We start from the raw sequence: 21,806 nt of genomic DNA, 5'->3' as shown, positions 1-21,806 counted from the left end.
CCCTTGAACCTGAATCTTTCGTATAAATACCAGAACAACGTGCAGGTAAGTGGAGATGAGTACGATACTTCCACTGGTATGGTGACTAATCAGGGAGTAGGTATCTGGTACGAAAACGCAACCGAGAACCAGACAGTATTTGTGCAGGTAAAGAATGAACCTTACTTTGAGGTCACAAATGTAACAGGCAACCTTTACCCTGATGAAGGTGGTATGCTTGAAGTGACCTATAAGAATGTAGGTGAAGAACCTGCAAATGATGCAACTGTAAGAGTCAGTGCAAGCGACCCCTTCAGCACAACCGACGACCAGGCTTACCTCGGAAACCTGAAACCTGGAGAAAGTGCTGTAGCAGTCTTTGATATGGATGTGGACGAGACCGCAACCCCGAAACCTTACTCATTAAACAGCGAAGTCCTCTATGAAGATACAGAAGGCCACGACCAAATTTCCGATAGTGTTAAAATAAACACTGAAGTCTTGCCTGCTGAAAAGAAGCTTCCAGGATACCAGCTTGGAACAGGAATTATATTCATGGCTCTTGCAGCTCTTTTTGTTGTCTTCAGGAGAACGAAACAGGAGTAAGCGGTTGAAATAAAAGATTCAAAAGAGAAAAAGACTTTGTAATAGCAGTCAACCCTATGCCTTTCGGTTTGAAAACTAACTCAAGCCGGAATGGCACTTTTTTATACAGAGAAATTTTTCTCAATCTTTCAAAAATCAGTTTCAAAAATATAGCTTGAAATACAGCATAAAATTAAGCATAAAGAGTCTATCTTAATTCTGAATTCTTGGATTTATCATTTTTCCTTTTTTAGGAATTGAAGAAATTAACAGTTACCCTAAAAAAGTACACTATTTTCCTATCACGGTTCCCTGATATATGGGAGTCCCTATAAACCAGGTGTCTGCCCATATCTATCGTATAATCTATTCTAAAAAAATTAAATTGATAAAGTCATTTTATTATTTTATTTCAATAATTTAAGGCTTTCTCGGCATGCAGCAACAGCCGGAGCTCCTGAGGTAAGAAAGATAACATCCATTGCTTCCATGATTTCTTCTTTAGTAACTCCATGGTTAAGAGCGCTTTTCATCTGTGCCACCGTACAGGCCTCACACTGTTTAGATGCCACAACTGCAAGAGCCATAAGGATTTTTGTTTTTGCAGGCAGAGCTCCATCAGATAATAATTTTCCATTACAGCGTCTGTACTTTGTAAGAAACTCAGGGTCAAGTTCTTCAAGCGTTTCTAGAATATGAGGCTTAAATCCCATTTTCTTTTCTATACTCTCAACTACATCTTTATGGTCTGCCAAATTATGCCACCTACCTGTAAGTTACTATAATTTTTATATCTGTATCCAACGTTTAACTTTTAAATTTAAAAAAGATATAATTTATATCTTTTTCAAATGATTTTTTCTAATGTTCATTCCAAGACTATTTCTAATTCTTCTTGATTATTTAGCAGTAGAAAACTATAAACTAAATGGAAAATCTGCTTTTAGTCTAAATAACGAATGATCGAAATTTTGAGATCAGCTTGTTTTAAACACAGCCTCCCTCTCCAAGAGTGGCGTCAATACACTCACGGCACATCATTCTAGGAAGATCTTTCTTTAGCGTCAAATGGGGCAGTGGATACCCACCTTTCATTGATACATCTACTTGTTTGATATGTTTCATACAGAGGCCTTTTCCACAAACAATGCAAATGCCTACTGCCTCATTTACTTTATCCTCTTCTGAGCAATCATAACATTTCAGCATTCTTGGCCACCTCAGCAAACCTCATTAAACAGGCAGTTTTCCTTCAGGGCTTCACGGCAGGGAAAACACATAATCCTTTTTATGTGCTCAAGGTCAGGCTTCAGTTCAATTGGATAATTTCCTTCCCAGACAGGAGTTTCCTCACGGATAAGATGCTCTTTGCAAACCCCTCTACCACATGCAATACAGATCCCAACAGCATCTGTATCTTTTCCTTCTCTGGCGCATTCGTAACATTTCATAAGCTTTTCCCCAGGTAAGATGAATTATGTTAATCCAAAAATTCGGTTAAGATGCAAGTATAAAATTATTAGTTATATGGATGACTTTATTCCTCATTAATAAGAGTCATCTCCTGACCACAGCAAACAAGAGTTCCCCCTCCGACTTCTTCTACTACAACCTCATTACCGCATATCTCACAAAGATATCTTTCCCCTTTAGCAGATACACTCATATACTTTTAACCTCTTTTTCTTAATTTAAATATTTTTATTATTTTCTGGACACAAAGGATAATTATTTTTCAAAATTGAGTAATCCCCATATTACTTAAAAGACCAGAAAATAATAAATTATCCTTTATTTTGCTCGCTTGATTTATTAAATTTTTGCAACAATAACTTAAAAAATATGATAGTCTCATCTATTCTACTAAACTAAAATTTCAAATGGACATCTTTATTCGAATTTGCAAAGAATTATTATGTAAATGGGAAGAGTGCAAATGTATATAACCAAATTATTAAAAATGTATTCAAATTGACAATAAAGCATCTCTATGGAGAATTTTAATAGATACAGAAGGATTTTTATCAAAAAGTACTGTTTTTAAACTGTATTTTTAGTTGGGATAACTGTAAATTACTTTATTAAAGAAAGGAGCTACAATTCTTTTCTGAATAAAGAGGAAACTATAAATTAAATTTATAGTTCACTCATGAATTGTGAAAAATATCTATCTTAAAGCTAATTTTTAGAATTGGTTTTTTATCTGCTTTTTTCATTGGTAGGTTTTGCAACCATTACCTCGGTCGATTTGATGACCGCGTAAATTCTGTCACCAGGTTTGATGTCAAGTTTTTCTACAGCTTCCTTGGTAACTACTGAGGTTATAGTTGATGGTTCGACTTCAATTGTAATTTTACAAACAAGCTCGTTTTTTTCCACTTCAAGCACTTTACCTGGCAATTGGTTCCTGGCTGATAACTTAAAACTTAAATTTTCCCAGGCGGTTTCATCCTCTATAGTTTTATTAATAAACTGTTTGCCTGTATCATACTCAGCCAGCATCTTTCTTCCAAGATCGGTCAGGAAGGTACCCTGGTTTTTTCCCCCGCGTACTGTTACAATTGCAGGTTCGCCTAGAGCCTCATTCATTTTCTTAAGCATCATCCAGGCGTGTTTATATGAGATCCCGAGCTTCTTGCAGGCTTTCCGAAGTGAGTGTTCTTCTTCTATTATCCTTAATAACTCAGCTCTTCCAGCACCCATGACGGTTTTTCCTTCTTCAGTAAACCAGAGCTTTGTTCTTGCTTTCACAGATTTTCACCTTTTTACCGGAGTACATGGATAGAACTTGCCTTGAACTGGGCAAAGACAGGGATTCCGGGAACAATACCCATTTCCTCTGCCGATTGCCGGGTTATGAGGGCATTAAGAAGAACTCCGCAATCAACTTTTACCCGAACAAGAGCTCCCAGCATCCAGACTTCAGTAACTCTGCCCTGTAAAGAGTTTCTCACGCTGGATTGTGCGGAAGTTTTACTTAAAGCTATGTTTTCAGGCCTCAGAAAGGCAGATACTTGGCTCCCAACTTCAATATATCCTGAAGCATCAATAATTATCTCCCCGGCTTCAATCTTTAGGAGGCCACGGTCCGCAGAGATTACCCTGCCGTTCAGCATATTCTCAAACCCTACAAAGCTGGCTACCTGGCTGTCAACCGGCTTTTCGAAGATCTCTTCTGGAACCCCTACCTGCATAAGTTTTCCATCCATTATTATCGCGATCCTGTCAGCCATTATCCGGGCTTCTGTCTGGTCATGGGTAATATGCATCACAGTCAATTTTTTATTTTTGTGGATAGTTGTGAGTAGCTCTCTGGCACTTTCCTGTGTCCTGGGATCCAGTGCGCTCAGGGGCTCATCCAGAAGCAGAATTTTCGGATCAGTCACAAGTGCTCTTGCAAGAGCAACTCTCTGCTGTTCTCCTCCCGAAAGCGTGAGAGGATGGCGATCAAGCAGGTGAGCAATTTTCAGATCCCTGGCAATTTCAAAGAGCTTTTCCTTTGATCTTATTTTTTTCATCCGCATGCCAAATTCAATATTTTTTTTCACGCTCATGTGAGGAAAAAGTGAGTAGTCTTGGTAGACAAAAGCAAGCTCATGTTTTTCAGGAGGCAGGTGTGTTACCTCTTTTCCATTAATCCGAATTTTACCGGAATCCGGGGAGTGAAAACCAGCTATTAACTCCATAAAGAGGGTTTTTCCGGCTCCTGTAGGCCCAAGGATCACAAAATATTCCCCTGAATCAATTCTAAGGGTCAATTTCTCCAGAGCAAAGTTTTTCCATTTTCTTGAAAGGGACTCAATCTCTATCATATATACTCCAGCCTGCAGAAAGAATCCTTATGACTATGAATATGGAAAGCATTACCAGGATAAGCAGCACGGCTATAGGTCTGGATGCAGACAAGCCATAGGAAAGAAATCGGTCATAGATAAGAGTTGGCCCTATCATGGGATAATAGGCGATCAGCACGACGGCCCCGAATTCACTGATAGCTCTTGCCCAGGTCATTATGGATCCTATTAAAATATGCCTTGCTGAGAGAGGTAAGGTTACAAAGAGAAAGGCTTTCCAGAGAGGAGCGCCAAGGGAACGAGCCGCATTTTCAAGTCTGGGATCAACGCTTTTGAACCCTTCTCTTGCGGAATTGGCTAGGTACGGCAGGGAGACAAAAAGCATTGCAACGATAATTCCTGGCAGTGCGTCCCGAAACTGTATATAGGCTCCAAGAGGGCCACCAATAAGCCCTTTTGACCCGAAAACCGTAAGAATAGCTATTCCTGCAACTGTGTGCGGGACTACTACAGGCACATCAATAACACTTTCGATCAGCCGTTTTCCAGGAAAATCAAACCTTGCGAGAATGTAACCAGTAGGTACTCCTAGAAAAAGGGCAAGAAGGGTTGCCAGAAAGCCTGCATACAGAGAAAGAAAAATCGACCTTATAACAGCGCTATTTTCTGCAGCTTCAAGAAGTCCTTGGAAATCGTCAAAAATTTGCCCGAAAATCATATTTGAAAGAGTTACGAATATAAACAGAAAGAGAACAAGCAGTAAAAGGGAAAAAACGAAAGTCAAAGGCTCAAGTTTCCTGGTTTTTCGAGTTAAGGCTTTCATTCTTATATCCTTCTATTGTCGTTTTTGTTTTAAGGAGCTTTATGACCTCTGTGTTCTGACTTTCATTTTATCTTAATTTCATTTTATCTTAACGTTTTTTACTTTACCTTATAGTTTTCACTTTCTTTTGACTTGTTTTTATTCTACAAGAGACTGTAACTCTTCAGGCATTTTATCTTTTCCTTCGGCAATCGCAGGAACAATCGGAGGCTGGCCGTTCTTTATGAATATTTGCTGGCCGGGCTCTTCGAGGAGAAGTTTAACAAACTCAGCAGCAAGTTCCGGATTTTCGGCATTTTTCGGGATAGTTATGCCGTAAACAATAGGAGATCCTGTAACCACTTCTCCATTTGCCATTTCTACCTTAACCCTTGAGTAATTGTCAGCATAATCCAGTGAACTTAGGTCAATTTCAGGTGGAAGTTCCACGTATTTGAAACTATTCTGCTCGGCGACACTCCGGTAAATGTAGAAATAGTCAATTTCCCCTGTTTCAAGGGCAGAAATAAGTTCAACTTCCATGCTCCTGAGCATAATTTTACTGGTGTTAGGAGAAATTTCTTCAGATGGAGGCACATGCACAAGAACTGTCCTATTTTCCTCTGTAGTTGTAGTCATACCGGTATAATTCTGAATCAGGTCATCGTAGATCCGGCTGTCATTATAATAAAACTCAGCTAATTGGGTTACCATCTGTGACCTATATCCTGCAGGATCATCATTTGGGTTAGAAAAACCATAGCGAACATCAGGCCGCCTGAGGATTTCATACCAGTTATTCGCGTTGATTTCGTCACTGTATTTACTTTCATTCGTGTAGGCAATTACCATCTGGTTTCTTGCAAAATCTACGTACCAGTCAGCATATTCAGGTATCATCATGGATGGGATCAGGGCATAATCGGCAGATGCAAGAACGTCAGCCTTTTTCCCCAGTTCGGTTATCTTTTTTATACTCTGTGCGCTGCCTGCAGCTTCTCGCTGGACATCGACTCCAGGATGCTGGGTTTCAAACTCGGCTTCAAGCTCTTCAAAAGGTTTGCCCAAACTTCCTGCATGGAAAACCTTCAGGACCGTTCCTCCGCCTGCAGAGACATTCCCAGAGGCGTTTTCTGTCGAGTTCGTACTTTTGTTCTCGGTTTTATCGCCAACACAACCTATGCCGGCAAATACAAGCAGTATCAAGAGGACTGCTATCAATTTGAAAACGCTGGTTTTAACTTTCATAGTTATGTGTTTTTGAACATAACAAATATAAACTTTGTTGAGAAAAAATAACAGTTTTTTTACAATAAAGAAGTAATATTTGGGAAAAAAGGAATTGATGTCATAATAACCCTTTATTTCACTCATATACTACTGAATAATAATTGAAAATACAAACGTAACCTGAAAATTTCTTAAAAAGAAATAAAAATAGAAATAAGGATTATAAAAGGAAAAAGTGAAAATTAAAAATAATGAATTAAAAAAAATCGAAATAAGAATCATAAAAATGATTTTAATTCAAGTTAACTTGTGTAAACTAAAAAACAGAGTTCATAAGACTGTAAAGAATTAAATAAATCTTTTAATGATAGTAAAAGTTTATTTATTCACATGTTGATACAATGCCAATATATAAAAAGTCCTATATTTCAAGAATTAAATAATATACCTAAAGTTTCGACAAAACGAATTACTCATAAGTGTTAACTAATATTTTTGAAGGTTTATTTATGGATGGTTATAGTATTTTCCTTATAGTGCTCGCAGTCTATATAGCCTCGCTTGTGGCTATTGGCTGGTATTTTAATAACAGACAAAAATCCATCACAGACTTCTGGCTGGCTGGCCGTGAGATTGGAGCTCCAGTCCTGGGTTTTTCTGCAGCAGCGTCCTGGCTTACAGCAGGCGGGATTCTTGCTGTTGTAGGATATTATATGCTTCAAGGAATGGGCTCTATCTGGGTTTTTGTAGCTCCGAACATCATAGCTCTTCTTTTCCTTGCTGTGCTTGTAAGGAAGATCAAGAACCTGCCTGCAATCACCCAGCCTGAACTCTTGGAACAACGTTATGGTAGTATAGTCAGATTGCCAATTGCTGTGATAATCACTGTTGTAATGATTCTTTTTGCAGTATCTGACATCACAGGGCTTTCCCTTGTGCTGCAGACCTTCTACGGCCTTGATCCTTTATATGCTGCAATCATAATTGCAGCTGCTGTTTCCATTTATGTAACTCTCGGAGGACTTTATGCAGTAATGTGGACAGATACAATCCAGTTCACTTTCCTTGCTATCTTTGCAGTAGGAATGGCTTTCGCAGCAGTAGGAACAGTCGCTGACGGAGGCCTCGGCACTGTTGCGATAAGTGCTTCAGAGCTTTTTGGAAACGTATCAGGAGACTGGTGGAATCCCTTCTCAATCGGCCTTCCAATGGTCCTGATCTTTTCCCTTGCCTTAATCCCAGGCTGGATCACGGAACAGGATCCCTGGCAGAAAATCTGGGCTGCAAAAGATGGAAAATCTGCCAGTCTAGGAATGGCAATTGGTGCTCTTATGATCACTGTTGTCTTTGCAGCCTGTGCTGTAATCGCAATAGCCCTCAACAATATATACCCTGAAATCGCAGAAATGGGTTATCCTGCAGGAATGGCCCTTGCAGAGCCCGCACTCTTATCCTTTGTCGTTGAACGCTTTGTCTCTTCACCTGCAATAATAGCTTTCAGTGCAATAGGGCTCGCAGCGGCTTCCATGTCCTGTACGGACACTTTTTCAACCTCAGGGGCATCCTGTATCTCAAGGGATATTTACCAGAGATATATAAATCCGGATGCCACAATGAAGGAAATGATGCTGGTAAACAGGATCAGTGTACTGTTTATTATAGTCGCTGCAACAGCAGGCTCATTTGTCATCACCAACATTATTGATGCCATTCACATCGCAACTTTCGTTGCAAGTTCCTCTTACTTCTTTCCACTTATGGGCGGGCTATACTGGAAGCGAGCTACCAAGGAAGGAGCTTTTGCAGGCATGGTGGTAGGGTTTATTGCTCAGGTGGCCCTTGTGGCACTTGACCTGATATATACCCCTCCTTTTGCTACTAATTATCTGGAAAGTATTCACCCGGTTCTCATGGGCCATGGAGTTATCGTGGGAATGGCTCTGAGTGCAATCGCTTTCTTTGGAGTTTCCCTTATGACAAAACCCTCAAGCAAGGTGAACCTTGCGCCTTTCTTCGAAGAAGAGGCGGAAGAACTTGCCCGCTATGAGGCACGTGATATCAGTGAAAAAGATCCTGAATATGGCGTTTTCCTTGAAAATCTAGATGAGAAAGTTACAGGAGAACGTGTTCACCTCCAGCTCAACCTTCATATTTCTGGAAATATTAGCTGGAAAGAATTAGTTGAAAAGCTTAAGACAATCTCCCCTGCCTGGGTAACGCCTACAGGGCTTGATTCAATATACAGATTGACCCATGGAGACATGCTCGCCTGTGTTGCAGTTACAAGAGGTACCGAAGAGAAGGATATCTGGCTCAAAGCAGAGCCCAGACTTGAAACTCTCGGAAGGCAGAGAAAAGAGCTTTTCACGGCTTATGAAGAGTTGAAAACAGTATTTGGCCAGAAAGGAATTAAACTGGATTACTTTTAAATGATCTGGGTCCCAAGTAAGCTAAGGTTCTTAGTCGAACCTTTGCTTCTCTTTTTTACAATTTTAATATATTTTAAAGCTTTAAGGCGTTTTCAAGGGTCTTTTTTCCAAAAAGGAGGTCTTCGAGGGAAAATACTTCAAAATTGTAGACCCCTCTATATCCAGAAAGCAGTTTCAAGACTGAAAAGTCCACGCAACCTTCTCCAGGAGCCATGTGTTCATCTCCATCGTATTTTTCTGTCCATTGTCCACTATTATCATGCAGGTGAAGATGAATTATATGTTCCTGCAAGGTTCGGACAAATTTCCTTAGCTTCTCTGGATTGCCTCCGCAGGTAAGGTTTGCGTGTCCTATATCAAAGGTAGCTTTCAGGTGTCCTGAATCCACAGCCTCTATGGTCTGGGAAAGCTCTTCGGCCTCACAGCAAAAGTTCGAAGGATCTGTACCTTCCTTATTTTCAAGACCTATAGTAACTCCGTAATCTTCAGCTACGGACGCAAGCTTGTTAAGGTTTTTGACCATGGAGAAATAAGATTTTTCCCTATCATGGCCAACCCTGCCTGGGTGTATTACCACAACAGAGGCTCCGATCCGGCTTGCAAGTGCAATTGATTCTTCCATAAGGGTAAATTCTCTCTTGCCCATTTGTGCAGTGTCAACTTGGAGAGCTGAAGGATATTTCAAATCTCCCGCAAAGTAAGGGGCATGAACTGTGACTGCAAAATCATAGATCGAGATTTCGTCAAGCACTCTGTCAAGCTTTTCTATTTCAAGCGCTGAGCCATTGTAGATTCCAAGTTTGGGAATATATAACTCTATTGACTCAACATGTTCCTTTAAATCCTCAGGGGGGCTGGTAAAGGATGAAGCTCCTAGAATCACACATTATGCAAGGAAATTAAATATAAAATCCTTTTCTGCTACTTGCAGAACTAAAGTTTGTGTGACTTTTATAAATAATTGACCAACATTGTCATCAAATTAAAAACATGAAGGAAGTTTCTCTTAAATCGTAGCCAAACTTTCTCATACTACTAATAGGATAAAATTAGGCTATTGTCAGCCAACATATTTATATATAAATAAATGTTTTCCGGGAAACAGTATAATATTATTTATAACAATTCTTTAAAATAAATATATAGTTTCTTGTGACAAATATATTTTATTAATAATATATGCAGTATTAAATAATTTGTACTTTATGTTCAGATAACATATCTTATTTTTTATTCGAGTACACGAAGAAGTTAACACAATTTACATTTTATATTATTCAATATTATAAAAACTACAGCAGAAAACTCATTAATATAAAAATAAAAATTATATATTTAAATCTAAACAAAAAAAATTTATTATTTATAATCGGAATCTTTATATTATATTGGAAAAAGTAGAATTTTTTTATTTATATAAATATAAGATTTTGTTTATTTTAACCAGCTTTATCTGTCTTATAAAATTGATTATATATTATATGCCTATCTAATAATATTTTAAAAGCCTACATATTTCGAAAGGTTTATGAATGATCCTCTCTAATCAAAAAATTAACGCGCGTCATAATCATATTTATTTGTAATGATATGGCAGACGATTTCAAAAAAATGTACAGCGTTTTTTGAATCCAATTTATTACATGTAATAATATAAAGGAGGAAAATGAATGGAACCACTCATAAGCATGGGAGTGCTTGCACTTATCGGAGTGGCTGCGACCATTGCAGGTGCCTCGGAAGACCTGGAATCTGATATAGGCTCGCAGAGTAACCCTAACTCTCAGGTGCAGTTAGCTCCCCAAATGATGTTTCCCCACAGAATATACAACAAAGCAATATCTGGAGAACCACCATCTAATGCATTAATGTGTTCTATTGGTGCAGCCATTGCAACAGTATTAATTAGTGAATTTACACTTTCCCCATTATTTGCACTGGTATTTGGTTCCCTCATTGCAGCATGCGTACATGGTACCTTTTCGGTAACTGCTACAATGGGTAGATGTGCTAGTCAGAGTCGGTTCAAGCAACCGATTTATCTTGATATGATAAGATCTCACACCCCTGCAATTATGGGATATTCGTTCATAACTACTTTCTGTGTTCTAGTGGTATCGTATTTGATGACCGTTGTACTCGGACACCCCTTCCCGCTAACTATGCTGGCTTTTATCTGGGGTATCACAGTAGGTGCAATCGGATCGTCAACAGGCGATGTTCACTACGGCGCAGAGCGTGAATTCCAGCAGTTTGAATTCGGTTCAGGACTGAACGCTTCAAACTCAGGAAATATTGTAAGATATGCCGAATCTGGGCTGAGGAATAGTTTTGATAACTCCTGGTTCTGTGCTAAGTTTGGAGGTCCTGTTACAGGGCTTGCTTTTGGTATGACCGTATTCCTGGGAAGCTGGATAACCACTATTTTTGATCCTGCAAAAGGCCTGACCATGGGATGGCTTTCTGTTATTGCAGGTGTTGTTATTGTCCTTATTTTAATTATCTGGAACTGGAAAATCGAAGTTGGAGCCCGCAAGGCATTTGGCCCTTACAAGGAAGACAAGTCTGAGGAGGCTTCAGCATGATGGACGCTATCTTAGGAAACATCATCTGGATGATCGCCATCACTATCGGCGGCGCTCTTATTTCCTGGAGTGTTCACTTCGTGCCTGTAGGTGGTGCACCTGCAGCTATGGCTCAGGCGACAGGTATCGGTACCGGTACAGTGCAGCTGGCAGCAGGCGCAGGTCTGACAGGACTTGTTAGTGCAGGCTTCATGATGAACGTAACAGACAACCTTGCCCTGATTCTTGCCTCAGGAGCAGTGGGTGCAATGATCATGATCGCTGTGACCATGATTGTCGGTACCTGGGTCTATGTATATGGTGTAGGATGTGTGCCTTCTTCCGCAAAAGTAAAGTATGATCCTTTTACAAAGTACAGGCAGGATCTGTATGTATCCCAGGGTACTGAAGGGCACGGACTCCCTACAGTCAGTTTTGTAAGCGGAGTTATCGGCGCTGCGCTTGGTGGAATTGGAGGTTCCCTTGTTTATTATTCACTCATCGAAGTGGGTATGAGCGTAGGCCTGCAGGGTTCTGGAGTTACCAATTCAGTCACAGTCAACGCGCTTGTAGCAGTTGCAGCAATATTTGCAATAGGCATTTTCTTTGTGAACGCTGTAATTCCTTCCTATAACATAGGAGGTACAATTGAAGGGTTCCACGATCCGAAATTCAAAAAATGGCCAAAGGCGGTAATTTCTTCCCTCATAGCAACACTACTGTGTGCTATCGTGGCGGTAATTGCAATCGCACAGCTAGGAGGTATTTAATATGTCTGTAGGTGGAGCAGGAGGAGGAGCCAAAGGCGGATATTCTCCACAAAATATAATGGCTTTAGGTATAGTTGGCGGCCTTGTCGGGATTTACCTTGGCCACTACGCACCTCCAGCATATTCCTTCTTCGGAGGACTTGGAGCAATCTGTGCAACAGTCTGGGGTGCTGATGCTGTCAGGCGTGTTGCAAGCTATGGACTTGGTACCGGTGTCCCATCAATTGGTATGCTATCCCTTGGTATGGGTATTATAGCAGCCCTCTTCGGACTTGCAGTAGGAGGTATTGCAGGGCCTATAGTTGCTTTCATTGTTGCAGCAATTATAGGTGGTGTAATCGGTGCTCTTTCAAACAGGGTAATCGGCATGGGTATCCCTATTATGGAACAGGCGATGATAGAGATTTCATGTGCAGGTACCCTTGTAATTCTCGGGTTGAGCGTTGTCATTGCTGGGTCCTTTAATTATGCTGCAGTCGTTCAATATGTAGTCGCAAACGGATACATTGCACTGATCTTCATTATAGGTGGTATGGGAATCCTTCATCCCTTCAACGCTAGCCTGGGACCTGATGAGAAGCAGGACAGAACCCTTATGCTTGCTGTTGAAAAGGGAGCCATTGCACTAATAATTACAGGCTTTGCCTCTTCACTCCATGAAGGATTAATGGCTGCTGGCTTAAACATGCTTATAGGAATTGTCATCTGGTATGTTGCTTTCAACAAGCACTATGCACTTATTAAGAGAGATGCATATGCAGTGGTTGGAACCGGTCTGCTGCCAAGTGCGGAGGAACTACAATGAGCATGGTTAGAATAGCTCCCGAGTTAAATTTAGTTATGGACCCGGAAACGGGAACCGTGACACAAGAACGGAAAGACTCGATTCAGTATTCCATGGAGCCCGTCTTTGAGAGAATGGACAAACTGGATACAATTGCAGATGACCTGCTGAATTCCCTTTCGCCCAGCAAACCGCTCCTTAATTCCTGGCCAGGCCGTGAGAATACCTCCTACGTGGCAGGAATTTACGGAAACTCTTTCTACGGAGTCGTTGTAGGTCTTGCCTTCAGCGGGCTACTGGCCCTTATCATTTATATATCAAGTTTGATGAAAGGGGTGGTGTAAAATGGCAGATAAGAGAGAACCAGCCCCAGGATGGCCTATCCTGAAAGGTGAATATGAAGTAGGCAATGTCAAGAACTGCGTACTGGTAATTACCTGCGGATCACACCTTCCCGGAAATCCAATCCTTGATGCAGGAGCAGCCGTTACCGGATCATGTAAGACTGAAAACCTCGGTATTGAAAAGGTAGTTGCTCACATTATCTCAAACCCTAACATCAGATACCTGCTTGTAACTGGCTCTGAGGTTAAAGGACACATTATCGGACAGTCAATCCTGAGCCTTCACGCAAATGGTGTAAAAGACAACAGGATTTCAGGGGCACTGGGTGCAATTCCATATGTCGAAAACCTGGATGCAGCCGCAATTGCCCGTTTCCAGGAACAGGTTCAGACTGTCAACCTTATTGATACCGAGGATATGGGTGCCATTACTTCCAAAGTAAGAGAACTCGCCTCAAAAGACCCGGGTGCTTTTGATGCAGAACCTATGATTGTTGAGATCAGTGAGGCAGGTGAAGAAGAAGAAGAAGGCGGCGTTGTCAGGCCGGTCTCCGGGGAAATTGCAGTTATCCGCAGCAGACTGAAGGCAATCGAAGCCCGCATGATGGATATAGGAAACTTGAACAAGTTCCACTCAGGAGTTCACGCAGGAAAGATCGAAGGCGCCATGATAGGGTTGACAATAACCATATCCCTGCTTGGATTATTACTAATAGGGAGGGTATGAAAATGGCAGAAGAATACGATAAAGGCGTACCAATGGTGCTTGCTCCTCAGATGGGTGCAATTGATGCTACTGTTGAGAGCATTCGATATAGAGCACAGTTGATTGCGAGAAACCAGAAGCTTGACTCCGGGGTTGCGGCTACCGGAATAGTCGGCTTTGCAGCAGGTTTCATCTTTTCGCTGCTGATGGTCATTGTACTCCCGTTACTTGTCTGGTGAGGTGAATAATATGGATGGAAAAGCACCAGCAGCGTTTGTAGAGCCAGGTGAATTTAACGAAGTAATGAAAAGGCTCGATAAGATCGATGAGAAGATTGAGTTTGTCAACAGTGAAGTTGCACAAAAAATAGGAAAGAAAGTAGGAAGGGATATTGGAATTCTGTACGGTGGAGTCATTGGCCTGCTGCTCTTCCTGCTGTATACCTTTGTATCATCAATGTTCATTTAAGTGAGGGATCAAAATGTTCAAGTTTGACAAGAAACAGGAAGTTTTTGAAATCGGCGGAGTTAAGTTCGGTGGACAGCCGGGTGAATTCCCAACCGTGTTAGTCAGTACTATGTTCTATGCAAGGCACAAGATTGTGACCGATGAAGACAAGGGTATCTTCGACAGGGCTGCTGCAGAAACCCTCTGGAACACCCAGGTCTCAATGAGCGATGCCACAGGAAACCCCTATGTAAACCAAATTGTAGGAGAAACCCCCGAATCAATTAATCGCTACATTGACTGGTTTGTTGAGATCGACGACAGGACACCTTTCCTGATTGACTCCTCAGCCGGAAATGTGCGTGCAGCCGCAGCTCAACACTGTACCGAAATCGGTGTTGCAGACAGGGCAATTCACAACTCGATCAACGCAAGTATTGAACAGGAAGAAATCGATATCCTCACAGAAAGCGACGTAAAAGCTTCAATCGTTCTGGCTTTCAACGCAACTGATCCAACCGTAAAAGGAAAGATGGACATTCTTGAAGTCGGTGGTTCTGGATTAACAAAAGGAATGCTTCAGATCGCAAAAGAATGTGGAATCGAGTATCCCTTAATCGACGTCGCGGCAATGCCTCTTGGTGCAGGTTCTGGCCCTACTATCCGCTCGATACCCACAATGAAAGCAAAATTCGGATTGCCAATCGGCGGTGGATACCACAACATGGCTTCTGCATGGGATTGGCTTCGCAAATTCAAGAAGACCCAGCCTGACCCCAAGGCAATCTACATGCCTGCAGACATTGGTACCAACCTGGTAGCCCAGATTGCAGGTTCCGACTACCTGCTCTATGGTCCTATCGAGAACGTCAACCATATTTTCCCGGCTGTTGCAATGGTCGACATCATGCTTGGAGAAACTGCAAAGGATCTTGGCGTCGAGATCGCAGACCTGGCAAACCACCCGGTAACCAAACTGACATAAGCAAAAAGAACAAAATTAAAAAGAGTCTCAGGACTCAAAAGCAGAGGAAAATTTCCTTTGCTTTTTTCTTCTTTTGAATATTTTTGTAGCTTTTTATCTAATTTAGTCTTTTATTCTCTTTACCTTTCTGACCTTGTTACTTGTCATTTTCGGGAAAACTTAGTTCTATTTGTCTACTTTTAGAACATCCAGATTTACCTGGAAATAAGATGTTTTGATAGGCCAGAGAAAACCTAATTCTCAAGCGAATCAGAAAAACGTGAATTTATGTCAGTCAAAAAGAATATGCTATAGATGAACCCGAAAGGAAAACGATAAAAATATTTCCTAAAAGGTTTATGTCACTTTCTCGGGAGAAAAGTACCTGGCTGGCCAAACAATTCCATCTTAATTTGCCAGGTACTTATGAATCCACTCCCAAACTCGCTTTTTGGGACTGTTATCGCCTTTGAAGATCGTGAGTTTTCAGGATAATTAATAATAACCTGTGAGTTTTTACCCTGTGCTTAAAGCAAGAGCCATACAATCTACTCCTAAACACACAGCTTTCGAAAATGTCAACCTATGACCTTCAACTGATGCTCTTGAGATTAATTAGGGTAAACAATAAAAGGTTAGACAAACTTGCAAGGACAGGGTGAAATCAATAACGCAATCTTCCAGGTTATAACAGTCCAATATACATTAGAACTTTTTTGATTTACATGTCGTACACTCTCTTAACATATATATATAAAGAGTTGTGAACTGGTGTCATTGATTTCTGTTAATTTGTCAAGCTTTTCACTTTTAACATTTGACTGAAAATCAAATCAAGATTCGAAAGTACGACAAAATATAAACATGTGCATCCAAGTAAATCGACAAAATTTATAAGTATGAAAATATTGTAATAACACATCAAGATCTATAGGAATAATTCGTGTAATATGTACCAATTTTGTTCATAAAGAAGTAGTACTAAATAGAAAGATTTAAGATTCGGTAGCACTTACCAGTAACATAAATAAGGCTCTAAGTAAAAACTTTTGGATTTACAAAGTACTTCTTTATAAATAAATTTTTTCTCACTTTTTAACCGAAGCTATATAATAGTCCTGATCTTACGGGTATCAAAACGGATCATAGCATAAAGAGCCAGGAAACCGAATACATCGGGTGGAAAATATGCTGATCAGAAAGAACATATCCCTGGATGATAAGTACCTTAAAAAGTTACAGCCCCTTCTGGATGCCAATAATGGGAATTTAAGCGCTGCAGTCAGGGACACCATTGAAGTTGCGGATACAGCTCTTACAAATCATAAAAGTATTGAGGAAGCAATCGAATTTTTAAAAGAAACTCCTGCAAAAGAAGAGTTAAATGAGACTATCCAGAGTGGAGAAAATATTGTTATAAATACAACAATGCTTGAATGGTTGTTCAGGTGTACCAGGGGTAGGCTTACTGATGAAGAACTTGTTAATGAGCTTATCAATCCGTTTGAAATTCAGGACATGAAACAATTAGAGGATTATCTTAACAGAGTTTCCAGAAGCTATCAATGGGCAATTCGAACTTCAATAAAGTGCGAAGATATTAATAATCCTGAATCTGCATTGGTGCTTATTTCAAACTCTACTGTAAACAGCAGAGATTTTTTTGCCCAGCTGGTGGCTCATTTTCTTTCCAGATGGAGACAGCTTGATGTTGAGCATGTTTTCAGGAGATCAAACTCGACTCAAATCTCTTTCAAAAAGAACGCATCTGTCTCTTCGAATGAGATTATGCCCGGAATCCGAAAACACTTTGGATATCTTGATGTTTTATGTAAGGAACTAGACGACAATACCGAATTCTGGACTCAGCTTATGTATACTTATAATGCTGAGAGGTTCAATCTCGTGACTCTCCATCGGAGTCAGTTTGAAGTTTTTGCAACAGGAGAAGTCCCAAACCCGACAAAAATCATTGAGCGCCTTTGCAAGCAGTCGGTAAGTGATATGACTCTTCCAGAACTGCTGGTTCATTTCAGAAAAATGTACCTTGCAACCCAGCTTGTTAAATATATAGAAATCTCCCTTGAACCTGGAAACGAATCAGTAACCATTTTTCATGACTTCAAGGATGAAAGGGTTATTCGTAACCTTGTTGGATATTTTTCAAACATATTCAGGGAAAATGGCACGCCTTTTAAGGCATTCTCGTATTCAAGTATGATTGTATTTAGATTCTTCCAAGGACGAGAACCTGACAATTCGGATTTACTTTTAATGGAAAAAATGGAAGAACCCGAATAATACTAAGAAATTCAAATTTCTATGTACCAGATCAATTGATTCCCTAATATTATTTTAAAGAGAGTTTAAAATAAATTAAGGGTTAAAACTTCAGCCCTTAGGCTAAAGTTTTCACGAAAGCTTCAATATCTAAAGCCTACATTTTCTAACGTTTATTATTTAACGATCAGACTGTTTTCTCACTTAGCCTTTTGCAACCCCTAAAGGAAGAACTCTTGCGACCTTACGGGCAATGCCCAGTTCGTGCACGACATTTACTACGTCGCTGCTAGACTTATATACACCTGGAGCTTCTTCTGCAATTACTGATGGGTGTGTGGCTCTTACTGTAATACCATGAGCTTCGAGGTTTTCTTTTATGCTCTGTCCGCGGAATTCTTTTTTTGCGTGTGCTCTACTCATGACCCTGCCGGCCCCGTGGCAGGCACTACCGAAAGAAACATTCATAGCTTCTTCTGAACCGCATAATATAAATGAGGGCGTACCCATACTTCCAGGAATCAAAACCGGTTGCCCTACATCTCTGTACACGGCCGGAACTTCAGGATGGCCTGGAGGAAAGGCTCTTGTTGCCCCTTTCCTGTGCACATATACCTCTTTTTTCCTTCCATCCACGATATGTTTTTCAAGTTTTGCCACATTGTGAGCAACGTCATAAAGCAGATTCATGCCCAGGTCGTCAGCATCTCTTCTAAATATCTTTTCAAATGATTCCCTTGTCCAGTGAGTAATTATCTGACGGTTTGCCCACGCATAATTTGCAGCACAGAGCATGGCTTTAAAATAGTTCTGGGCTTCCCTTGACTGGGCAGGGGCACAGGCAAGCTGTTTGTCCGGAATTTCAATTTTATAATTCTTTACAGCCTGAGAAAGTTCCTTCAGGTGGTCAGTACAAATCTGGTGCCCTGCCCCCCTTGAGCCACAGTGGATCATTACCGTAACCTGGCCTTCTTCAAGTCCAAAAGTTGAAGCCATTTCCTGATCATAGATTTTATCAACATACTGAACCTCAAGGAAGTGGTTGCCGCTTCCGAGAGTTCCTAACTGAGGTTTTCCCCTGGTTCTGGCTTTCGTGCTTACCTGAGAAGGATCGGCCCCTTCCATATACCCGTTTGCCTCACAGTGTTCGACATCAGCCTCCACGCCATACCCGGCCTCTACAGCCCATCTCGCCCCTTCCAGAAAGGCACTGTCCAGTTCTTGGTCAGAAGCTCTGATCCGACTTTTGGAACCAACACCTGCAGGCACACTATTAAAAAGCTCGTCAGTTAATCTCTTTATGTTCGGAATTACCTCTTCCTTCTGAAGGTTAGTACGAATGAGCCTTACCCCACAGTTGATATCAAAACCCACCCCGCCCGGGCTGATAATCCCTTCTTCTACATCAAAAGCCGCAACCCCCCCTATAGCAAAACCATAGCCAAGATGAGCATCAGGCATTGCCATGGAATACTTTTGAATGCCAGGGAGAGTTGCCACATTTGCAATCTGGTCAATAGTTCCAGGTTCAATGCCTTCAAGCAAATTTCTGGATACAAACAGGCGGCCCGGAACCCGCATATTTGGGATGTGCCCGACAGGAATCTCCCATTCGTTTTCGGAAAGCTTCCTGACCATACCCCTTACATCCTCATGTACATTTTCCGTGCTTAATTCCTCGATAGCTGTATCTTCATTTTTTACCATGATTTATGCTCCCTGCTCCTTTATGCTTATATATAATTCTGGAACTATGATTTACCTTCCGTTTCCCGAGGGTTCTGCAAACTACTTGGAAACGTAATCAAGATACACTGTGTCAGGCTGGATTAAAGCCACAATGAATTTTGGAAACGCCTGATTAAGATCGGTTTGATATAACAACATCGATCTAAATACGATTGAATCAATTCAGGACTAGATAACTCAACTTGAGATATACTTGAATATACTTGAGATGCTTGAAATATTATAGTACTTGAGTTTTATATTGAAGGATAGGATAATAATTCCTATACATGAAGATATGCATGGTGCAAATGGTTAGAGAAGAAAGAGCCAGTATCCGGGAAGCCAGTCCCAGGTAGGGAGAAAACTTCTACTCCCTCAAATATCCACAACTATTTGAGCCTTCCAGCCGTCAGCAGTCTTCGTTATTTCTAACTGGTTATAGGTAACAGCTTTAATTTCAGTCTCAAAGGGGAGGCTTTCAAGATCGTATTTTTTGCCCAGTGCCTGAGCTGTTATTGAGTATTCATCTTTTTCTTCCTTGATTTTTTCAACCCGAAACTCCCTGAACGCGATTTCATCAACTTCAAATAGATATAAAAGCTCGGAAAGCCAGTCCACAAGCAGGGATTCAAGGTCAGGCGACTTAAGAAATATTTCCCTTGAGGTATTTCCAGAGACTTTTTCTGTATCAATTATAACATTGAACATAGCGAGAGCCGCATTTTCGAATACTTCTTCCTTAGTTTTTCCATAAGCCTGGAACTTGATATCTGCAGTGTGATCCAGATACTCATATTGTTTTCCTTGAAACGACATAGCCAGATAGTTGTGTTTTGTGTTACATTAACTTATTCGCCGTAAACTTGTGTTCAAGTCTGAGTAAAATTTTCTCTGACTGAGATTACGAACTGAGATAACATATTTTAAAAATTATAAAAAAGGTGTATTATCTCAGTTCCTTCCATATATAATAAATTCTCTGGACTGCCGTTACATGGCTGGTTACAGCAATAAGGATAACAGCCCAACCCAGAATTGAAAAACCTGCAATTAGCACTGGAAAGGCAAAGTTGCCGAAGGCTGCGAGAATTATAACTACAAGCCGGTCAGCCCTACCCATGATTCCTCCATAATATCTCCCAAGGTTGAGCGCTTGGGCCTGAGTTCCCAGATAACTGGTAAGCAGTACACCTACAATTGCCGCAACTCCTACCTGCCAGGAGGCATAACCTGCAAAAAAGATGCTACATATAATAAAGACATCAGAGTAGCGGTCGATAACGTGATCCAGAAAATCACCCCTTGGGGTGGCCTTATTCGATTTCCGTGCAATTACTCCGTCAAGAGCGTCAAAAATCGAGTTAAGTATTACTAGGATACCTGCCAGCAGGATGAATTCCCTGGAAGCAGGTGAGTAATAAAAACTCACTCCTGCAAAGAACGCACAGATAAGGGAAATTATGGAAACCGCATTAGGTGAGACCTCATATCTTATGAAAAAGTCTGCCAGTGGTTCGATAACTTTTGAGGCAAAAGGTCTCAGGGTATTAAACGTCATGGTGCTCGAGATTCTTCCTTTCGGTGATACCCTTAATAGAAAGCCGTACCAGAAACAGGCACTTTATCTTGTTCAGTATCCCGATTTGGATTTGCTTTTTTATATCATTTCTGTGTTTACCTGCTTTTTTATATTTATACTTAAGCTGTATGGCTATCCTCTTACTCAATACCTAAGTTTAATTATTTCCTTTTTCTGTTTTTCAAGCTCTTACTTATAAGCGCGGATTAAATGGGCGAGCGTTTATAGTTTACTTATTTTCCTTTTTCTGCTGCCGCACACGTTCATACAAGTACTTAACTTTGCAGGAGTGCTCAAGTTGTGTGGTCACTATATAAGCGTCTCCAAGTGTTCTCCCAACTGCAAAAGTTCCGTGACTGTAAACTATAGCACCTCTATGCCTTGAGAGCGCGTTTGCAAGATTTCCTGCAAGCTCGCGGCTCCCTATTCCTCCTCCAACAACTGGAATTTCGCCAAGGAAGTACTGTCCTTCACTATCTACAGGTGAAATTTTTTCTCCAGGGCCTGCGAGCAGAGACTCAACAACTGCATATGGAGCGTGAGCGTGAATGATTGCAAGTGCGGAGGTCTGCCTGTAAATTTCCCTATGTACGACAGCTTCGGAAGATGCGATTATATCCATAGAGGAGGTATCTCGAATATCAACTTCAACAACGTTATTTACTGTAATTTCATCAAGTGCGGCCCCTGTCCGGGTAATAATCATCCTGTCGCCAGCCCTGAGGCTGATATTCCCAAAGTTAGATTCGACAAGCCCGTGTTCAACCAGTTTGCGCCCGTATTTTGCGATTTCCTGCCACATCTTAGCGAGATATAAA

At 40.9% G+C, this 21,806-nt stretch carries 24 protein-coding genes; 11 read left to right on the top strand and 13 right to left on the bottom strand.

What is annotated here, in order from left to right:
• A partial coding sequence (locus BP549_RS14600) for a COG1361 S-layer family protein (RefSeq protein ID WP_394339086.1) occupies positions 1-585 on the top strand: 585 nt, incomplete at its 5' end.
• Between the two features lie 386 nt (positions 586-971).
• Here BP549_RS14600 and BP549_RS14595 read toward each other — a convergent pair.
• The 8 genes from BP549_RS14595 to wtpA all read right to left on the bottom strand — a co-directional run bounded on the left by BP549_RS14595 (position 972) and on the right by wtpA (position 6,408).
• Positions 972-1,319, bottom strand: coding sequence for a carboxymuconolactone decarboxylase family protein (locus tag BP549_RS14595; RefSeq protein ID WP_292381839.1), 348 nt, complete (start codon positions 1,317-1,319; stop codon positions 972-974).
• Positions 1,320-1,551: 232 nt separating this feature from the next.
• Positions 1,552-1,773, bottom strand: coding sequence for a DUF2180 family protein (locus BP549_RS14590; RefSeq protein ID WP_292381837.1), 222 nt, complete (start codon positions 1,771-1,773; stop codon positions 1,552-1,554).
• 11 nt (positions 1,774-1,784) lie between these two features.
• Positions 1,785-2,015 carry a DUF2180 family protein gene (locus BP549_RS14585; RefSeq protein ID WP_292373929.1) on the bottom strand — a complete coding sequence of 77 codons (231 nt, stop codon included), beginning with the start codon at positions 2,013-2,015 and terminating at the stop codon, positions 1,785-1,787.
• 86 nt (positions 2,016-2,101) lie between these two features.
• Positions 2,102-2,230, bottom strand: coding sequence for a desulfoferrodoxin FeS4 iron-binding domain-containing protein (locus tag BP549_RS14580; protein ID WP_292373928.1), 129 nt, complete (start codon positions 2,228-2,230; stop codon positions 2,102-2,104).
• A 533-nt stretch (positions 2,231-2,763) separates the two neighbouring features.
• Positions 2,764-3,315: a molybdenum-dependent transcriptional regulator gene (locus BP549_RS14575; RefSeq protein ID WP_292381835.1), complete on the bottom strand. Its 552-nt coding sequence runs from the start codon at positions 3,313-3,315 to the stop codon at positions 2,764-2,766.
• 14 nt (positions 3,316-3,329) lie between these two features.
• Positions 3,330-4,376, bottom strand: coding sequence for an ATP-binding cassette domain-containing protein (locus tag BP549_RS14570; protein ID WP_292381833.1), 1,047 nt, complete (start codon positions 4,374-4,376; stop codon positions 3,330-3,332).
• Positions 4,363-5,181 carry an ABC transporter permease gene (locus tag BP549_RS14565; RefSeq protein WP_292381830.1) on the bottom strand — a complete coding sequence of 273 codons (819 nt, stop codon included), beginning with the start codon at positions 5,179-5,181 and terminating at the stop codon, positions 4,363-4,365. Before BP549_RS14565 ends, BP549_RS14570 begins: the two co-directional genes overlap by 14 nt.
• Positions 5,182-5,319: 138 nt before the next feature.
• A complete protein-coding gene (gene wtpA, locus BP549_RS14560; protein WP_292381827.1) occupies positions 5,320-6,408 on the bottom strand; it encodes a tungstate ABC transporter substrate-binding protein WtpA in 1,089 nt (362 codons plus the stop codon).
• 491 nt (positions 6,409-6,899) lie between these two features.
• Between wtpA and BP549_RS14555 the strand changes: the two genes are divergently transcribed.
• Positions 6,900-8,819 carry a sodium:solute symporter family protein gene (locus BP549_RS14555; protein ID WP_292381825.1) on the top strand — a complete coding sequence of 640 codons (1,920 nt, stop codon included), beginning with the start codon at positions 6,900-6,902 and terminating at the stop codon, positions 8,817-8,819.
• A 73-nt stretch (positions 8,820-8,892) separates the two neighbouring features.
• Here the strand turns inward: BP549_RS14555 and BP549_RS14550 are convergent, their stop codons facing one another.
• Entirely contained in the window at positions 8,893-9,702 is an 810-nt protein-coding gene (locus tag BP549_RS14550; RefSeq protein WP_292373917.1) for a sugar phosphate isomerase/epimerase family protein, read from the bottom strand.
• A gap of 787 nt (positions 9,703-10,489) precedes the next feature.
• Between BP549_RS14550 and mtrE the strand changes: the two genes are divergently transcribed.
• The 9 genes from mtrE to BP549_RS14505 all read left to right on the top strand — a co-directional run bounded on the left by mtrE (position 10,490) and on the right by BP549_RS14505 (position 17,699).
• Positions 10,490-11,404 (top strand): tetrahydromethanopterin S-methyltransferase subunit E, encoded by a 915-nt coding sequence (gene mtrE / locus BP549_RS14545; protein ID WP_292373915.1) that lies wholly within the window; start codon positions 10,490-10,492, stop codon positions 11,402-11,404.
• Positions 11,401-12,153, top strand: a complete 753-nt coding sequence (gene mtrD / locus BP549_RS14540) for a tetrahydromethanopterin S-methyltransferase subunit D (RefSeq protein ID WP_292381821.1) — start codon at positions 11,401-11,403, stop codon at positions 12,151-12,153. The genes mtrE and mtrD overlap by 4 nt, the downstream gene beginning before the upstream one ends.
• A 1-nt stretch (position 12,154) precedes the next feature.
• The gene (gene mtrC / locus BP549_RS14535; RefSeq protein ID WP_292381818.1) at positions 12,155-12,958 is read left to right on the top strand and encodes a tetrahydromethanopterin S-methyltransferase subunit MtrC; all 804 of its coding nucleotides are present in this window, start codon (positions 12,155-12,157) and stop codon (positions 12,956-12,958) included.
• Positions 12,955-13,281, top strand: coding sequence for a tetrahydromethanopterin S-methyltransferase subunit B (locus BP549_RS14530; RefSeq protein WP_292373910.1), 327 nt, complete (start codon positions 12,955-12,957; stop codon positions 13,279-13,281). The genes mtrC and BP549_RS14530 overlap by 4 nt, the downstream gene beginning before the upstream one ends.
• Before the next feature lies 1 nt (position 13,282).
• Entirely contained in the window at positions 13,283-14,008 is a 726-nt protein-coding gene (gene mtrA / locus BP549_RS14525; protein WP_292373907.1) for a tetrahydromethanopterin S-methyltransferase subunit A, read from the top strand.
• Entirely contained in the window at positions 14,005-14,226 is a 222-nt protein-coding gene (locus tag BP549_RS14520; RefSeq protein ID WP_292381815.1) for a tetrahydromethanopterin S-methyltransferase subunit F, read from the top strand. Before mtrA ends, BP549_RS14520 begins: the two co-directional genes overlap by 4 nt.
• Positions 14,227-14,236: 10 nt before the next feature.
• Positions 14,237-14,455, top strand: coding sequence for a tetrahydromethanopterin S-methyltransferase subunit MtrG (gene mtrG, locus BP549_RS14515; RefSeq protein ID WP_292373903.1), 219 nt, complete (start codon positions 14,237-14,239; stop codon positions 14,453-14,455).
• A gap of 13 nt (positions 14,456-14,468) precedes the next feature.
• The gene (gene mtrH, locus BP549_RS14510) at positions 14,469-15,419 is read left to right on the top strand and encodes a tetrahydromethanopterin S-methyltransferase subunit H (protein WP_292373901.1); all 951 of its coding nucleotides are present in this window, start codon (positions 14,469-14,471) and stop codon (positions 15,417-15,419) included.
• Positions 15,420-16,586: 1,167 nt separating this feature from the next.
• A complete protein-coding gene (locus BP549_RS14505) occupies positions 16,587-17,699 on the top strand; it encodes a hypothetical protein (protein WP_292381814.1) in 1,113 nt (370 codons plus the stop codon).
• A gap of 183 nt (positions 17,700-17,882) precedes the next feature.
• On the opposite strand, the gene BP549_RS14500 is transcribed toward BP549_RS14505, so the two are convergent.
• The 4 genes from BP549_RS14500 to BP549_RS14485 all read right to left on the bottom strand — a co-directional run bounded on the left by BP549_RS14500 (position 17,883) and on the right by BP549_RS14485 (position 21,790).
• Positions 17,883-19,385 (bottom strand): RtcB family protein, encoded by a 1,503-nt coding sequence (locus BP549_RS14500; RefSeq protein WP_292381811.1) that lies wholly within the window; start codon positions 19,383-19,385, stop codon positions 17,883-17,885.
• 399 nt (positions 19,386-19,784) lie between these two features.
• Entirely contained in the window at positions 19,785-20,225 is a 441-nt protein-coding gene (locus BP549_RS14495) for an archease (RefSeq protein ID WP_292373896.1), read from the bottom strand.
• Between the two features lie 130 nt (positions 20,226-20,355).
• Positions 20,356-20,967, bottom strand: coding sequence for a CDP-alcohol phosphatidyltransferase family protein (locus BP549_RS14490; RefSeq protein WP_292373894.1), 612 nt, complete (start codon positions 20,965-20,967; stop codon positions 20,356-20,358).
• Between the two features lie 250 nt (positions 20,968-21,217).
• On the bottom strand, positions 21,218-21,790 hold the full coding sequence (locus tag BP549_RS14485) for an aldolase (RefSeq protein WP_292381808.1): 573 nt from the start codon (positions 21,788-21,790) through the stop codon (positions 21,218-21,220).
• Positions 21,791-21,806: the final 16 nt, after the last annotated feature.

The organism is Methanosarcina sp. UBA289 (assembly GCA_002496565.1).
GTDB lineage: Archaea > Halobacteriota > Methanosarcinia > Methanosarcinales > Methanosarcinaceae > Methanosarcina.
The sequence above is the reverse complement of the archived record's forward strand: the minus strand, read 5'-3'. Positions and strand labels throughout refer to the sequence as shown.

Coding starts and splice junctions, on each gene's coding strand:
- BP549_RS14590 (WP_292381837.1), bottom strand. CDS start 1,773: ATGCTGAAATGTTATGATTGCTCAGAAGAGGATAAAGTAAATGAGGCA.
- BP549_RS14585 (WP_292373929.1), bottom strand. CDS start 2,015: ATGAAATGTTACGAATGCGCCAGAGAAGGAAAAGATACAGATGCTGTT.
- BP549_RS14580 (WP_292373928.1), bottom strand. CDS start 2,230: ATGAGTGTATCTGCTAAAGGGGAAAGATATCTTTGTGAGATATGCGGT.
- BP549_RS14570 (WP_292381833.1), bottom strand. CDS start 4,376: ATGATAGAGATTGAGTCCCTTTCAAGAAAATGGAAAAACTTTGCTCTG.
- BP549_RS14565 (WP_292381830.1), bottom strand. CDS start 5,181: ATGAAAGCCTTAACTCGAAAAACCAGGAAACTTGAGCCTTTGACTTTC.
- wtpA (WP_292381827.1), bottom strand. CDS start 6,408: ATGAAAGTTAAAACCAGCGTTTTCAAATTGATAGCAGTCCTCTTGATA.
- BP549_RS14555 (WP_292381825.1), top strand. CDS start 6,900: ATGGATGGTTATAGTATTTTCCTTATAGTGCTCGCAGTCTATATAGCC.
- mtrE (WP_292373915.1), top strand. CDS start 10,490: ATGGAACCACTCATAAGCATGGGAGTGCTTGCACTTATCGGAGTGGCT.
- mtrD (WP_292381821.1), top strand. CDS start 11,401: ATGATGGACGCTATCTTAGGAAACATCATCTGGATGATCGCCATCACT.
- mtrC (WP_292381818.1), top strand. CDS start 12,155: ATGTCTGTAGGTGGAGCAGGAGGAGGAGCCAAAGGCGGATATTCTCCA.
- BP549_RS14530 (WP_292373910.1), top strand. CDS start 12,955: ATGAGCATGGTTAGAATAGCTCCCGAGTTAAATTTAGTTATGGACCCG.
- mtrA (WP_292373907.1), top strand. CDS start 13,283: ATGGCAGATAAGAGAGAACCAGCCCCAGGATGGCCTATCCTGAAAGGT.
- BP549_RS14520 (WP_292381815.1), top strand. CDS start 14,005: ATGAAAATGGCAGAAGAATACGATAAAGGCGTACCAATGGTGCTTGCT.
- mtrG (WP_292373903.1), top strand. CDS start 14,237: ATGGATGGAAAAGCACCAGCAGCGTTTGTAGAGCCAGGTGAATTTAAC.
- mtrH (WP_292373901.1), top strand. CDS start 14,469: ATGTTCAAGTTTGACAAGAAACAGGAAGTTTTTGAAATCGGCGGAGTT.
- BP549_RS14505 (WP_292381814.1), top strand. CDS start 16,587: ATGCTGATCAGAAAGAACATATCCCTGGATGATAAGTACCTTAAAAAG.
- BP549_RS14500 (WP_292381811.1), bottom strand. CDS start 19,385: ATGGTAAAAAATGAAGATACAGCTATCGAGGAATTAAGCACGGAAAAT.
- BP549_RS14495 (WP_292373896.1), bottom strand. CDS start 20,225: ATGTCGTTTCAAGGAAAACAATATGAGTATCTGGATCACACTGCAGAT.
- BP549_RS14490 (WP_292373894.1), bottom strand. CDS start 20,967: ATGACGTTTAATACCCTGAGACCTTTTGCCTCAAAAGTTATCGAACCA.
- BP549_RS14485 (WP_292381808.1), bottom strand. CDS start 21,790: ATGTGGCAGGAAATCGCAAAATACGGGCGCAAACTGGTTGAACACGGG.